Below are 15,479 nucleotides of genomic sequence, written 5' to 3'. Positions count from 1 at the left end.
TTATGGCAGGAAAAACATTAGTATTAGGGGCATCACCAAATCCCAGGCGATATGCTTACTTAGCGGCTGAAGAGCTTTTAGCCAAAGGGCATGAAATCGTACTGGTTGGGAGAAGAAAAGGTAACATTGAAGGCGTAGAAATAGAAACTGACTTCCCGGTCTATAATGACATTGACACCATTACCCTCTACGTGGGAACATCAAATCAAAGCCAACTTTACGACTACATTTTTAAAATTAAACCCAAAAGAATAATTTTTAATCCGGGTACTGAAAACTCTGAATTGCGAAAACTGGCAACTGAAAAAGGCATAGAAACCGAATATGCTTGTACCTTGGTATTGCTGTCTCTTGATAGTTATTAAATATCAAAACGTTCAACAGCATCCAAAGTCTTTCTAATATGGATTTCGCTCAAGGCATCATTTAAAAACCAGGATTCGAATGCTGAGGGAGGTAAATAAATACCATTGTTCAGCATATGATGAAAGAAACGTTTAAAGGTTTCATTATTCCCTTTCGCAGCAGAATCGAAATCAAGCACATCTTCATTTGTGAAGTGTACAGATAGCATGGATCCCAGTTGATTAATTCTAAAATCGGCATTTTTGGTTTCAAGAATTTCTGAGATACCATTTTTTAGCATTAATGCTTTTGCATTGAGGCTTAAATAAATTTCAGGATTATCCAAAAGGAATTCTAAAGTTGCAATGCCCGAAGCCATAGCTACCGGATTTCCTGAAAGCGTACCGGCCTGGTAAACAGGGCCGTCCGGTGCAACATAATCCATTATCTCGGCCGAGCCACCGTATGCTCCAACAGGCATTCCACCACCGATTACTTTTCCATATGTCACGAGGTCGGCGGTAATTCCAAAAAGTTCCTGCACGCCGCCGGGTGCGAGTCTAAAGCCTGTCATCACTTCATCAAAAATCAAAAGCGCATCATTGGCATGGCAAATAGTTTTGACCTTTTGTAAGAAGCCCTCTTGTGGAATAATGCAACCCATATTGCCAGGTACCGGTTCTATGATTAGGGCCGCTATTTGATTGGGATTTTGCGAAAATATCTCCTCCACTTGTTCAACGTTATTAAAGGAGCAGGTTAAAGTATCTTCAGCGACTCCTTTGGTAACACCTGGGCTGTTAGGAATACCGAGTGTACTTGCTCCACTTCCTGCTTTTATCAAAAAGCTATCGGCATGACCATGATAGCATCCCTCAAATTTTATTATTTTATCCTTTTTGGTAAATCCACGTGCCAAACGAATGGCGCTCATGCATGCTTCTGTTCCTGAATTTACCATACGAACTTTATCAATACCCGGTGCCATCTTACAGACCAATTCCGCGAGGTCGATTTCTGCTGACGTAGGTGCGCCAAAAGATGTTGAATTTTCTACTGCTTTTTGTATTGCCTGAACCACTTCAGGCTGAGCATGTCCCAGAATCATAGGACCCCATGAAGAGATATAATCAATGTATTCGTTGCCGTTGACATCTTCCAGGATAGCCCCTTTGGCTTTTCGAAAAAATATCGGCTGTCCTCCAACACTTTTAAATGCTCTGACGGGCGAGTTTACACCCCCGGGAATGTGATTTTGTGCTTTTTGAAATAATTCCTTGCTTTTGGATATATCCATTATAAAATTTCTTTAACAATTTCTTTGGCAAAATAAGAGGCAATCATATCGGCCCCGGCCCTTTTAATTCCCAAGACTGATTCCAACATTGCATATTTTTCATTTAACCATCCTTGTTTGGCTGCGGCTTTTATCATGGCGTATTCCCCTGAAACCTGATAAGCGGCTATGGGTAATTGCGTATTTTCTTTCACCTTACTTATGATGTCAAGATAAGGACCGGCCGGCTTTACCATTAATATATCTGCACCTTCCAACTGATCCATTTGAGCCTCTTTTACAGCCTCTCTGCTATTGGCAGGATCCATTTGATAGGTCTTTTTGTCACCAAAACCCGGTGCAGAGTCAAGGGCGTCGCGGAATGGACCATAAAAACAGGAAGCGTATTTTGCACTGTAAGCAAGTATTCCCGTGTTATGAAATTGATTGACTTCAAGTTTTTCCCTAATCATTTTTACTCTGCCATCCATCATATCGGATGGTGCCACGAAATCTGCACCGGCCTGAGCATGACTCAAGGCCATATTTGCAAGGATTTTATTGCTTGGGTCATTTACAATTTGTTTATTTTCTACAAGCCCATCATGACCAAATTCAGAATAGGGATCCATAGCTACATCTGTCATTACGCATAATTCGGGTGCCAAATCTTTGATCATTTTAATACTCTGCTGCATTAAGCCATCGGAGTTTAATGCTTCTTTGCCAAAATTGTCTTTTTTGTGATCCGGAACTTTAACAAAGAGCAATACTGATTTTAAACCCAGTTTTTTAATCAGATTAATTTCAGTTTTCAAAGTATCCAACGAATACCGATAGTAACCGGGCATTGAAGTAATTTCGTTTTTTTGATTTTTACCTTCTTCAATAAAGACAGGGACTATAAAATCATCTGGACTCAGGGAATGCTCTCGGCTTAAAGCTCGAATAGAATTACTTTGGCGAAGCCTTCTGTTTCTTGTTGTGGGATAGTTCATTAGTTCATTGATTTTACAGTGTCGACAAAAGCCTTGGCATGATCAACAGGAATATCCGGTAAAATTCCATGGCCAAGATTTGCAATATAACCCTGCTTGCCAAAGCGGTTAACCATGTCCTTTGTTGCCTTAATAATTTCCGGAATCGGTGCATATAAATTGCAAGGATCAAAATTTCCCTGAATAGTTATGCGGTCCTTTAGTATGGAGCGTGCAAACTCCGGTGAAACAGTCCAATCAATACCTAAAGCATGTGTTCCGCTTTGAGCGAATTCCTCCAATCCATACCACAATCCTTTTGGATATGAAATAACATAAGTGATCTCATTTAAGGCATTTATAATCTGCAGAAAATAGGGCATGGAAAATTTGAAGTACATTTCAGGAGAAAGAACAGAAGCCCAGGAATCAAATATTTGTACGGCATCAACACCTGCCTCTACTTTAGCTTTAAGATAGTCTTTGGTAGCATCTGTAATTTTCTGTAGAAGTAAGCCCGACTCATGCGGATATCTGTAACAAAATGCTTTGGCCTTATCAAAATTTTTCGAACCTTCTCCTTGGACCATATAACAAAAAATTGTCCAAGGCGCACCTGCAAAACCAATCAAAGGAACTTCATTATTGAGTTCATTTTTGGTGAGTTTTATCGCTTCAAAAACATAGTGTAATCGCTCTTTTATATCTACAGACATAATATTATGAACATCTTCCGGCTTTTTAATCCGACCGGGTAATTGTGGGCCTTTTCCCGGAGTCATCAATACCTCCATACCCAAGGCCTGCGGGATAACCAAAATGTCTGAAAATAGGATTGCAGCATCAACACCAATTTGAGTCACGGGCATAATTGTAATTTCGGTCGCCAGTTCCGGAGTCTCTACCCGTTCAAAAAAACTATATTTGGCTTTGAGCTTCATAAAATCTGGCAAATACCTGCCTGCCTGGCGCATCATCCAAACAGGAGGTCTTTCAAGGACTTCTCCTTTTAATGCCTTTAAAAGCAAGTCATTTTTTATTTGACTGTCAATCATTGGAAAAGTATTCATGAATTTCTTTGATTAATGTTTTTGAATCAGTTTTTGAGGCAGTAATTATCGGGCCATCAAAATGCTTTTGAAGATACTTGGTGGTTTTTATCCCTATAGTAAAAACAGGAATATTATTGGTCAAATGGTATTTTGAAAAAAAACTGTCTATGCCCGAATAACTTAAGAACACGATCGCCTTATAATCCATAAGGTTCAATTCAGGTTGAATGAATTCGGTCTTGTAAACCTGATAATTTTTAATTGTGATTCCTTTGGATTTTAACAGTTTTTTCAGTGAATCTTGTCTCAAATTTCCCGTGAGATGAAGTAGTCTTTGATTTGAAAAATACAATTCTATCATATCTGATAGACCATTTTCATTGTTTTCTTTAGAATATACTATGGCTTTGAAATTTCCTTCAATTTGATTGGCGATTTTTTCACTCAATGTCAGAATTGACATTTTTTCTTTATCTGATTCGGAGATTTCATATAATCCATGCAAGGCGTTTTGGCTGCTTATTACCAGACATTCCGGTGTAATAATTCTGATCAATTCCTTGAAATTTTCTTTATCAAAATTTTTATTAACTCGGATGAAAGGCCTGATATCAATTTCAAGAAATTGCTTAGAAGGAAAATTCTTTATTGATTCCCTCCATTCCGAAGTGTATAGTACTTTAATTTTATCTGGCATTTTTTAATTCAGCAATTATTGCATCCCCACCGTCTTTCAATATATCATTAGCTAAATCTTTTCCTAAATTTTGCCAATCGGATATATTAACCGTTTTAGACTTAAAAATTCTTTTTTTACCATCTGCATTTAACAGTACGGCGCTTAATTCAATTTTTTCATCATTAATTTTTGCATGGGCACCAATAGGCGCCGAGCATCCCCCTTCAAGAACATTTAAAAGTTGTCTTTCAACCAGACTCGTGATTTCGGTGTGCAGATCTGAAATTGTTTTTAACCTACCGATAATCTCTATGTCTTTTTTTCTGCAAGCAATACAAATCACACCCTGAGCCGGTGCGGGAATCATCCAGTTGAGTGAAATATGAGGTAATTTTTGATATCCCAAACGTTCAAGTCCAGCTTTTGCAAATACGGCTCCAAACCAGTCATTATCTTTAACTTTTTGCAATCGTGTGTTCACATTGCCTCTTAAATTTTCGATTTTGTGTTGAGGATAGCGATGCAACCATTGTGCTTTTCTTCGAATACTACCGGTGGCTATAGTTGTAATTGGGGGGATCTTAGTTTGATTTCCCGATGTGACCAATACATCTTCAAATGAGGCTCTTTTCAAATAGGCCGCATAATGGATTCCGCTCGGTTCCTTGGTTGGAAGATCCTTACAGGAATGCACCGCAATGTCAATTTCACCTTTGAGCAAGGCTTCGTCGAGCGCTTTGGTAAAAACACCAACGGTTCCCAATTGATGAAGCGGAGCTTCCGTATTTAGGTCACCTTTACTTTTTATAAAAATAAATTCTGAATCAATATGGATTTCATCGAGAAGAGATTTCACTTTCTCCGCTTGCCAAATTGCAAGAGCGCTATCACGGGTTCCTATTTTTAGCAAAATCAGGATTTATTAATCTCCAATACTGAAGTAAGTGTTTTTACAGGGTCGCTATCCGAATGATGATTTTCCTTAAGGTGATTAATCATTTGTCGGGCAATTTTATCCATCAATCTACCTGTGAGCACATCTAATTTTGACTGATCTTCAGAATTGAATTTGTTTTTATGAAATTCCAGTTCCGCTAATCTGATTTCATGAAGTTTGGATTTGATGGCTTTGAAGGTAGGGGACAGATGGCGAATTTTCATCCACGATTCAAATTCAGTAATGCCCTCATCTATAATTTCCATCGCTCTCGGTATAGATGCACGTCTTTTTTGAATTGCCTTTTCCTGCATTTTACTGAGGAAGTCGACATCGGCAATTTGTACATGAAAATCCTCAATTATACCAGGATCAATATTTCGTGGAACCGATAAATCAATTAAAATTCTTTTCTTATTGCTTACAGACTTAAAAAGCTCACGGTCAACTGTATAATTTGAAGCTCCGCTGGCAACGATCAATATGTCACAGGCATCCAGTTCTTCTTTTAGGTTTTTAATATCTTTTACCTCTGCTCCAATTTTGCTAGCTAGTTTTTCGGCATTCTCCTTTGTCCTGTTGGTAAGAACGAGATTTTTCTCGTAAATATGTTTTCGAAGGTTTTCACAAGTCAGACTACCAATTTTACCAGTACCGAATAGCAGCACTCTTTGTTCTTTGATATTTGAACTATTTTCAAGAATATATTGAACGGCAGCATAGGCAACAGAAGCGGCACCTTCGCTTATTGAAGTTTCATTTTTAATCTTTTTAGAAAATCTAAGTGCTAATTGAATCAGGCGGTTTAATTCCGGATTTAATACATTCTTCTCCTGTGCCAATTTAGTTGACCTTTTTATTTGAGATTGTATTTGAAGATCACCGAGTATTTGGGAATCTATTCCAGCAGCCACTTTGAAAACATGTTTTATAGCTTCATTGCCTTGCAAACAAAAAGAGTGTTTGTTTAGCAGCGAATTATTTCCGGAGCACTTTGAAATTAAGACTTTCTTTAATTGGTTTAAATCATTCGTATAGGCCCAAATTTCTGTTCGGTTGCAAGTGGACAAAATCATCATGCCATTTCCGGAAATTTCTGAAGCTGAGTATATATTAAGAATTTGATCTTCGGACAAACTGAAGACTTCTCTTACCGAGATATCTGCATTTTGATGCTGAATGCCATAAACATGGAAACTGTCAGAATGATCGTTTTGCATTTGCATGCAAATTTAATTGCGGAATAGGAGTAGAAATACCCAAAAACGGATAATAAATACCCAAATCAGAAGGCCGTTCAAATAATAATTTACTCAATCAAGAGATATATTTAAAAAATGCATTAGAATTCTAATTCAAATCATAATTTTGCAGAGAGCAGCGAAAGAGATTTGTGTTGAAATAAAATTGAAATTGGAGAACATCAGCCTAGACAAATACCTATCAAACCTTTTTAACAAAATTTATCATCAGATTTCCGGATCGGGGATTTTAGAAAATACTCCTTTGATTGATAATGCAGTGGAATATAAATTGATTGAAAAAGGACTTGGCAGGATAAAAATTAATAATTCAATAAAAAAACCGATCTCCATAGATCTCAATTTCCCCAAAGAAATTATTCTTTTTGTAATTCCTCTTTCAGGTCAATTAAGTATTGCATCTGATATTCAAAATACTCAAAAGAATCTCGATGAATCCAACTATGGAATTTTGGCATTTCCTTTTCAGGATTGGAGCATAACTATTGATCTAAAATCCAATTCTTCAATTGGTTTAATAGCCGTTACCATTCATAAAATTCACGAATTATTTGATCTAGACATTGAGGATAAGATTTCTCCACGAGAGGTAGCAAAGAATTATAGATCTAAAACATTTTTGAGTTTAAGGGCAAAAAAACCAGCCTTTTCAATAGTGAGTAATGAATTATTTGAGCACAACCTGAAAAATAGTTTTTCCGGAATTTATGAAAAGGCCAAAGTGCTGGAGATTATGAGCATGTATTTGGAGCAAGGCAATTATTCTGAAAACGAAAGCAATGCCTGCCCTGTAATTCACGATAATCTTGAAGAAGAGAAAATCAGAAGAGTTGAAAAAATTTTGATTTCCAATATGTCAAATCCGCCTTCAATTCCGGAGTTGGCAAAAATGGTGGGAACAAATGAAATGAAGCTGAAGAGCAATTTCAAAAAGATATTTAGAAATACCATTTATGGCTACCTTGTAAATCACAGGATGGATTCTGCAAGATTAATTCTAGACAAAGGCAATGTACAAATAAAAGATGTAGCATATAGCGTGGGATATACCAACCCTAGTCATTTTATTGCTGCCTTTAAGAAGAAATTTGGTGTAACGCCTAAGAAATACCTTCTTAAAGTTTAAAATCTAAATTTAAAAAATCCAAAACCAGCCGAAAGCACAGGGCCTTTTTGCCTAAAATAGGTTACAATATCCCTTGTTGCCGCACCAATTTCATAAGATCCCTGCCCAAGCATTACAGAACATCCAATTGGGATCAGCACTCTCGAATCGAAGTTACCCCCATAAGTGAATCCTGTACTTGCTCTGATTAATTTTAAGGGTGTGAAATCACCACCTATAGAAATAATTGGTCTGTCAATTGCACCTGGGAGGTCATTTAAGGGCATAATAACATCAAGCCCTACGTGAATGGTATTTCTTATTTCCTGACTTGCACCGATACGAAGATTTGCGGGCAAATTTATTGTTCTTTTTTTACCAGTTTCCCATTCAAAAATTCCATCATCGCCGCCGAATTTTTGAGCTTCTTCAAAAAAGTTTAGAGTTTCAAAACCACCGTTGTCAAGGTCTATCAAATCTTTATCAACAGCTTCGTATAAATTTTTATTCCATGTAATAAAGCCTACATTGTTAAGGGCAATACCAAAATTTGTCCGCTTTTTATATTCTACGCTAAGCCCTAAATCAAAACCAAACCCATTTCCAACCACATTAAATCCTCCTATACCAAATCGTTTACTGTTAATCGCTGTTGGATTAGTCGCCGCCGCGGCTCCAAAATCAATGTCGAGCCATGGTGAAAATGCACCGTAGGCCTCCATTTTTCCATCGCGATTTCTAATTTCAGTCATGTTATAACCAGCGATATATCTGATTCCCACACCACCTTCAATTTTAAGATCGCCATTATTATAAGCTTCACGACCCCATCCCAAACTGTATTCCCTATAAGCCACCATAGAAAGATTTGTGTTTCCAATGAGTGTAGTATAATCAATGGCCTGTGTAGTATCTGACAGCACTCCCTTGGTAATCATAGCTCTTACTGAATCGGATAAATCCGGTGAATTTTGAATGATTTGAGTTGATCCATCCGGCCTTTCAATCTGAACCTGATCAAAATACTGTGAATTATAACCCAGAAACATCAGATCAGAAGCTTTGGTGTCAAATTCGGAATACCACTGGATTTTATCGCGAATGGTAAAAGCAAAACCACCTGCTTTTCGATGCTGATAATAGGCTCCGAATAGCATGTAGTCAAAATTCATGCTAATTGGTTCTCCAATAAAAACAAGCGCATTTTCTACTTTTTCTTGGTAAGACAAATTATCATTTCCTCCAAAAGCTCCAATGGCCTCTTCTTTAGATAACGGAGCTGTAAAAACGGTCATGTTGAATGCCAGCAAGCCAATTGTTGTCTTCTTTTCAAAAAAGAATGGTTCTCTTGCAAGATTGGCAGCATTAATACCTAATGCATTGTATTCTTCGGCAAAAGTGGTTCCTACACCGGCTCTTGCGGTGGTTTGAAAATCTGCTAATTCGTGTTGCGAATAGCCTATATGGAAAATAAAGTATGCGATAGTAAAGTAGAGCAGTTTTCTCATATCATATAATTTATATAATTAAAGTTAAAGGAATTATTCTTTTGAAAGAAAATCAATATGTCAAAAATGTGCCTTTATTTTTCTTAAGTTTTGGTTTCAAATTAAATTTCTCAAAAATATTAAATAGGATTAGAATGAATATATCTGTGAATGAAGCAATTAAGTCAAAAGACCAGGAGACATTGAAAAAAATAATTGAAACAAATCCCGATTTAATAAACACAAAAGACGAAAGAGGATTTAGCCCATTGGTTTTTGCCACCTATTTTGGAAATCAGGAAGCTGCTGAATATTTGATTAAAAAGGGGGCTGAAATCAATCATAAAGATGTTTTGGGAAATACGGTTTTGATGGGCGTGAGTTTTAAAGGCCTAATTGAATTAGCTGAATTACTTATTTCAAATGGTGCTGATATTGAAACAAAAAATAATGCCGGAGAAACAGCTTTGATGTTTGCTGCAAAATACGACCAACTTGAAATGGTCAAATTATTAATCGGCAAAGGGGCTAATAAATCCGCAATAGATTCATCCGGCTTAACCGCCGCGGAAATAGCCAAAAAAGAAGGGCATCAGGAAATTGTGGGCATATTATTATGAAAAATACTTAAGATAATTGATTGAGAAAGGGATAAAAAATCTTTGTCTTCAAAATTTCAAAGTATTAACTTTTAAACGCTAAAATTTAAGAATTATGGAAAAGGGACTTATCGAGAAAACCGGGCATGACTTAAATTATTGGATAGGAGTAGTAAATAAATCCGGCATTGAAAAGCATGGTGAGATTGTCAAATACCTAAAATCAGAACATGGATTTACCCATGGCTATGCCAATACAGTTGCCCTAAAAGCCAAAAAAGCAGATGCGGGAAGTATTGACGATGCCAGCCTTCTAAAAAATCAATACAATGGCAAGGAAAATTTAAAGCCCATTTACGATGAAATTATTAAGTTGATTTCCGGCTTTGGAAAAGATATTACCATAACTCCCAAAAAGGATTCTGTAAGCTTGATTAGAAATAAACAATTTGCGCTGGTTAAGCCGGCTACAAAAACAAGAATTGATTTAGGCTTAAAAATTAAAGGTAAAGAACCTTTGGGAAGATTGGAACACTCCGGTCCATTTGGCACCATGTGTACACATAGGGTAAAACTGGAGAAAAAAAATGAAATAGATCAAGAAGTCATTTCCTGGTTACAAGAAGCTTACGAAAAGAATTGATAACAGCTTAAATTATTAAGGAAATAATCTTTGAACAGTCCCGTCCTTTAATCCTACTATTACTGACCCATCTCTTATTGGCTCGGCAAATAAAATTTCCTGACCAAAATCTTCAAATATTTCTGTTTTAGGGTCTAAATAAGTTTCAGATTTCATCAATGAAGTACCAGATACATAAATGAATACTCCAGATTGTAAATATTCAAAATCATCAGGTAATCTAGTTTCATTTGTGACATCTGTGTATTCAAGACCATCTTCGGAAATGGTAATATATTCTGGTGGATATTGGGAAGAAGGTTGAGGATTATAAAGAAGGATTTTTTTATCGGCCAGTTCTTTAATCCTAAAATCGTAATTGAATGTATATAGAAAACCCCATTCTGAAATTAGGTTAATATCCACTTTTCTTAATGCATATTTAGAAGGGTCCTCATCCCATATTCCTACGTTGTAGTAGATTGAGTTTTCCTGAACCAAAATGTTCCCTTCAAAGGTTTGGGTTTCGCTGAACTCATCACTAGATGAGATTATTTCACCTACTTCATTTAATATTGTAATAAATCTTCTATTATCTTGGCGCCCATTGATTTCTGGGGTATATAAGTATACCGTATTAGTTCCTAATGTTTGACAATCGAGGAAAATACCTCTTAGATTTATATCTAATTCAAATGAGTATAAATATAAGTCATTTGTAGAGGTGTATATGCTTCTACTGATTTCAACTATTCCGGGATACAAATTATAGACAGAATAAGTCGCGTTCGGATAGGCCAATATTGTTGCGTTTTCATTATTCACTTCCAAACCACGGGCGGCTATTTGATTTCCTTTTGTATCATAGGTAATACTCGCAATTGCCCCGCTCAAATATCCTAGAACTACTACCTTCCCGTCACTTAAAACCTGAGCAGTTATTAATTCTTCCATTCCGGTATTGATGGTAACGCGTGGATCAAATCGGGTTACTTCCTCTCTAGAACAGGAAGCTGCCATAAAAATGATTAAGGCAAGTACAAAGCCTCTATAAAATAATGCCGAATTTGATAAATGCATTTAAGTTGTCTTTTGGGAAATTTGAAAGAATGTTTGCAAGTCTTTCTTGCTCAATATCAGAAGGAGAATCGGTTAGTTCATCTTCGATTATCTCTGTTAGAATGAAATAATTAATGCCGTATTTTATATATAATGTGGAAGCTCCAACCTGGTAGTTAAACCCGATATTCGGATTTATAGCTGCCATAACCATACCTGTAAAAATTTTATTTTCAGTTATGGAGTTTTCATTGGCAAATGTGTATTGAATATTTTCATAAAAAGTAAGCCCATTGAAATCTATAAATGCATTTGCATCGATATCCAATGATAACCTTGGAAGTATATATGAGACAAATCCTATCTCAAATTTTGCACCACCACCAAAACGCGACCATTTTTCTTCCTTAGTAGCGGACTGCTTGCCAATGACACTTTCACTTCTGGTTATATTCGTATTGCTTATACCTGCATTCAAATCGAGCCCAACACCATAATAAAATGACAATGGTGAATTCACCATACTATAGGGTTTAAATGCATATAGGTTTATGAATGGAATTTGAATATTGTGTCCATGCCCATTTACAGCATATTCAACTTTCCATTTTGCATTGGGGCTGAGAAAGCCATAAAAAGCTTGATCCTGTAGACCGACATCCTTATTAGGTTTATACTGTTTCCTTACGCTGGTGAATTGCTTCATAAGCGGATGCTCACGATATACCCAATAGTTTGGACTTATTAAATAAGATTCAGGAGCTTTGACGGTTATAAATGTGTCTATTGGAAAATGGTATCTTTTTTTAGCGTGGATTGTAAAATTTCCGGGCTCAACTAATTGATAATCATTTGAATTATTTTTAAAATCTTTTGGGTTTATATATCTGGCATTTAGGCCATTTGAGGATGCACATTGTCCTATAATCGAATTTGCCTTTTTTATCCTTTCAAGTTGATCTGAGGGGGTATCAAAACTCGGGTCAATTGTTTTCCCAATATTGTAGGAATAGATATTGTTAGGATTGTTTTTAATCTGGACTTTAACTTTGGCGTAATCATTTTGAAATGACTCATAAAGCTTTTTTCGCCTCATATTTTCTTCACTTATTGCTTTTTTCCCATCAGCTATTGTAAGAGCTTTTTCCAATTGGTATGTGTAGGATTCACCTGCCGACTGGTTAATTCTCATGAGAGTTGAAACCTGATACTTTATATCTGAATATTTGCAATTTTTAATAAGGCGAGGAATATGAATTCTCGAAAGCTCTGTATAGTAAGGTTCTGCTTTTGGGTTTTCTTCAAGATCTCTGCGCGCCTCCCTCAATATGTTTGGAATACCATAATCATAATATCCTCTGTTTTCATTCAGAAAACTTTCCAAACTATATTCAAAACTGGAAAGTGGAAAATAATCAGGGTCGTCCATCATATCTAATTTCCTCATATCTTCCATCCGTTTTTCAAAATCTTTAATGAAATCATCAACTGGTTGAAGCTTATCTTCATATGCTTCATCAAGCTCTTTTTCAGCCTTTCTTAAGGTCTGTAGTGAAAGATTAGCACTGTGTTTTGCAGTTATTTCCCTTATTTTCATGATCTCCTTCTGATGATACTCTCCAAATCTTTCGACTGTAATTACTATTTCATCCAGAGTTCTGCGAATTTTATTACTTTTCGCTTGTAATCTTTCCCTTTCTTTCTGTTCCTGAATTTGAATGATAACATTGGCAATATTTCGAGCCGCCTGATCTACCATTTGATCTTTTTTCTGGCGCATTATTAAGGCTTCTTCCTGTCTCCTTGAAAAAGCTTCTGAGAACTCTCTAGTTTCTCTTTCATAATTTCTATTCCATGCTTCGATTTCTCGTTGGCGATTATACTCATATTGGTTTTTGGTTCTTTCAGTTGGAGATTTGGAACCTGTTATTAGTGTTTGGGAATCATTTAATTCATTTTTTTCTGATTGATTCTGGACAGAAGAACTGCTGGAATTATTTGATTGTTTTCCCGCTGGTGATTCTTTTGTGTATTGAGTGTTTGTTGTTTGATTGGATAAACCCTGTTCTTTGGCCATTTTGTCGATATAAGAATCGATCTGCCAACTGGAAAAGCTAATATCAAATTTTACGTTTTTAAGGTTTAAGCCTCCATCAAATATTTTGTTAACCTCTTCCATCGTAGATACCCCGAGCCATGTTTTCCATGAAACGGGTTGTATGGCATTTTGAGTATTATCTCCATTTAATTTTCCAAACATTCCACCTTGTGTTGAAAGGTCTGTACTTTTAATCAGTCTATTTCCGGAAAAAATTTCTGCTTTAAAGTTTCCTACACTGAATTGAAAAAAATTACTCCCCTTTATATCAGACAGTGGAATATTTTGTCCGTTCCAATTAATAAATTGGACAGGGCTGTATTTAACATCTATATTAACGCTTCCCTCATCCGCAAAGCCCCCAGTTAAAGTGGACTTATCAGTTCTTGAAGTGACATACTGTGGAAACTTATACTCAAAATTGATATTCCTTATATCCAGACTCCAGGTATTCCCCTGTTTAGTTGTATTTTCAAAATGAAAATCGGGAACGACAATACGCTGTTGAGCGTAAGTTGATACTGATAAAATTCCAATTAATATTGTCGAAATAAAAGAGGCTAAGCATTTATACATCAAAGGAAAAGTAATTTATGTGCCTCAAATAAAACAAAAATTGGTAATATCCTATAATTATAGCCTTATTTTACTTTAAATGAATTAGTTATGATTTTAATCCAATTTTTGAAAATAATAAAACTTAGAATGATTGCATTAATTATCAAATGAAATCCTGAACTAAACTTGTGTCTTTAACTATACCTGCCTTTACTAATTCTTTTATGCTCTCGGGAGTTGTCTTCCACCTCTCATGCATCCATACCCATTGCGAAAGATCCATTTTAACAAACTCTTCAATTTCTGCACTAAAAAGTTTGGTGTTCTCCTTTAAGTCATGAATGCGATTGCCGGTTTTTACTAATTCCAGTTCCGGTCTAATGGTGAATTGGTGTTTGTCGTTTTTCTTTCTGTGCATCGACATGGGAACGACAGCAGCCTCTGTGTCCAAAGCCAACATTGCAGCACCAACGGGGGTGTATGCGGGATGTCCTAGGAAATCGACAAAGCAACTTTTGACTTTGGTATCCTGGTCTATCATAATTATCAGACAGTCGCCGGAATTCAAAGCCTCTACCAATTGTTTGTATGTATCTCCTCGATTTAAATTTTTCAGACCTCTGCTCTGTCTGTATCCTACAATCAAATCATTCATTTTCGGATGTCTTAATGCCTTGCTAACCGCTGTTGTTTCATAGCCCAAAATAGATGGCGTGATGGCTGAAAATTCCCATGAACCCGTATGACTCACAAGACAAATCACGCCTTTACCGCGGTCATAGGCTGTTTTTAAATGCGTTTCACCGACAATATCAACGTATTTTGCGAATGCCTCCCTGCTTTTAACCTTAATGGCATGCATATAATCCACAAGATTTTTTGATTGATGGATAAAAACTTTCTTTGCCATCTCGTGAATTTCTTTTTCCGAAAGCTTATCACCCAACGCAAAGCGGATATTGGCGATCGTTTTTTGTCTTTGTTTTTTAACAAGTAAAAAAGCAAGGTGGCCATAAAAGGTAAAAAAGAAAAGTCCTACTTTTCGAGGAAAAAAAGACACAAAGCTGACGAAGCCTTTGATTAGATTAACGAGTAAGTGGTATTTTATTTCTTTTCTTAGACGCAACTTGCTTCTATTTTGGGGTAAAAGTAAGTATTCTGTTTAAGCAGGTAGAATAATGGACATTTATGATAAGTATTTTTGGACACTTATTTTAATAATAAAAAAAAACCGCCGAATTGATATCAACGGTTTTTGAATAGAAGTACACCCGGAAGGAGTCGAACCCTCAACCTCTGGAGCCGAAATCCAGCGCTCTATCCAGTTGAGCTACGGGTGCATATAAATTAATAATCTTCAACCCCACTAATTCATATAGCTATCCAGCTTGCCCACCGAAGCCTTGGCGAAGGTGGGTTGAAC

Annotated in this window: 14 protein-coding genes and 1 tRNA gene; 4 read left to right on the top strand and 11 right to left on the bottom strand. The window is 36.4% G+C overall.

Annotation, left to right across the window (positions count from 1 at the left end; translation table 11 throughout):
• Window positions 1-2: 2 nt before the first annotated feature.
• Window positions 3-365, top strand: coding sequence for a CoA-binding protein (locus HZR84_03225; protein QNL20991.1), 363 nt, complete (start codon window positions 3-5; stop codon window positions 363-365).
• Here the strand turns inward: HZR84_03225 and hemL are convergent.
• The 6 genes from hemL to hemA are packed head-to-tail and all read right to left on the bottom strand — an operon-like array spanning window position 362 to window position 6,486.
• Window positions 362-1,642 (bottom strand): glutamate-1-semialdehyde 2,1-aminomutase, encoded by a 1,281-nt coding sequence (hemL, locus tag HZR84_03220; GenBank protein ID QNL20990.1) that lies wholly within the window; start codon window positions 1,640-1,642, stop codon window positions 362-364. The genes HZR84_03225 and hemL overlap by 4 nt on opposite strands.
• Window positions 1,642-2,619, bottom strand: coding sequence for a porphobilinogen synthase (gene hemB, locus HZR84_03215; GenBank protein ID QNL20989.1), 978 nt, complete (start codon window positions 2,617-2,619; stop codon window positions 1,642-1,644). Before hemB ends, hemL begins: the two co-directional genes overlap by 1 nt.
• Complete coding sequence (gene hemE / locus HZR84_03210) at window positions 2,619-3,653, bottom strand: uroporphyrinogen decarboxylase (protein ID QNL20988.1); 1,035 nt, start codon at window positions 3,651-3,653, stop codon at window positions 2,619-2,621. The genes hemB and hemE overlap by 1 nt, the downstream gene beginning before the upstream one ends.
• Window positions 3,646-4,347, bottom strand: a complete 702-nt coding sequence (locus tag HZR84_03205) for a uroporphyrinogen-III synthase (GenBank protein QNL20987.1) — start codon at window positions 4,345-4,347, stop codon at window positions 3,646-3,648. Before HZR84_03205 ends, hemE begins: the two co-directional genes overlap by 8 nt.
• A complete protein-coding gene (gene hemC / locus HZR84_03200) occupies window positions 4,337-5,248 on the bottom strand; it encodes a hydroxymethylbilane synthase (protein QNL23172.1) in 912 nt (303 codons plus the stop codon). The genes HZR84_03205 and hemC overlap by 11 nt, the downstream gene beginning before the upstream one ends.
• Entirely contained in the window at window positions 5,242-6,486 is a 1,245-nt protein-coding gene (gene hemA / locus HZR84_03195) for a glutamyl-tRNA reductase (protein ID QNL20986.1), read from the bottom strand. The genes hemC and hemA overlap by 7 nt, the downstream gene beginning before the upstream one ends.
• Window positions 6,487-6,634: 148 nt before the next feature.
• On the opposite strand from hemA, the gene HZR84_03190 reads away from it, so the two are divergent.
• A complete protein-coding gene (locus tag HZR84_03190) occupies window positions 6,635-7,654 on the top strand; it encodes a helix-turn-helix transcriptional regulator (protein ID QNL20985.1) in 1,020 nt (339 codons plus the stop codon).
• Here the strand turns inward: HZR84_03190 and HZR84_03185 are convergent.
• Window positions 7,651-9,141 (bottom strand): hypothetical protein, encoded by a 1,491-nt coding sequence (locus HZR84_03185; protein QNL20984.1) that lies wholly within the window; start codon window positions 9,139-9,141, stop codon window positions 7,651-7,653. The two genes, HZR84_03190 and HZR84_03185, sit on opposite strands and share 4 nt — an antisense overlap.
• Window positions 9,142-9,275: 134 nt before the next feature.
• Here HZR84_03185 and HZR84_03180 point away from each other — a divergent pair, with 134 nt between their 5' ends.
• Window positions 9,276-9,740 carry an ankyrin repeat domain-containing protein gene (locus tag HZR84_03180; protein ID QNL20983.1) on the top strand — a complete coding sequence of 155 codons (465 nt, stop codon included), beginning with the start codon at window positions 9,276-9,278 and terminating at the stop codon, window positions 9,738-9,740.
• A gap of 94 nt (window positions 9,741-9,834) precedes the next feature.
• Entirely contained in the window at window positions 9,835-10,362 is a 528-nt protein-coding gene (locus tag HZR84_03175; GenBank protein QNL20982.1) for a DUF4287 domain-containing protein, read from the top strand.
• A gap of 15 nt (window positions 10,363-10,377) precedes the next feature.
• On the opposite strand, the gene HZR84_03170 is transcribed toward HZR84_03175, so the two are convergent.
• The 4 genes from HZR84_03170 to HZR84_03155 form a co-directional block, all read right to left on the bottom strand.
• Window positions 10,378-11,421 carry a hypothetical protein gene (locus HZR84_03170; protein QNL20981.1) on the bottom strand — a complete coding sequence of 348 codons (1,044 nt, stop codon included), beginning with the start codon at window positions 11,419-11,421 and terminating at the stop codon, window positions 10,378-10,380.
• Entirely contained in the window at window positions 11,390-14,074 is a 2,685-nt protein-coding gene (locus tag HZR84_03165) for a hypothetical protein (protein QNL20980.1), read from the bottom strand. Before HZR84_03165 ends, HZR84_03170 begins: the two co-directional genes overlap by 32 nt.
• A 145-nt stretch (window positions 14,075-14,219) precedes the next feature.
• Window positions 14,220-15,182 (bottom strand): lipid A biosynthesis lauroyl acyltransferase, encoded by a 963-nt coding sequence (locus HZR84_03160; protein QNL20979.1) that lies wholly within the window; start codon window positions 15,180-15,182, stop codon window positions 14,220-14,222.
• A gap of 140 nt (window positions 15,183-15,322) precedes the next feature.
• Window positions 15,323-15,396: transfer RNA gene (locus HZR84_03155), tRNA-Arg, on the bottom strand.
• Between the last annotated feature and the right edge of the window lie 83 nt (window positions 15,397-15,479).

Source organism: Hyphobacterium sp. CCMP332, assembly GCA_014323545.1.
Classification (GTDB): domain Bacteria; phylum Bacteroidota; class Bacteroidia; order Cytophagales; family CCMP332; genus CCMP332.
Note: the sequence above shows the minus strand (reverse complement) of the source record. Positions and strands in the feature narration are given on the sequence as shown.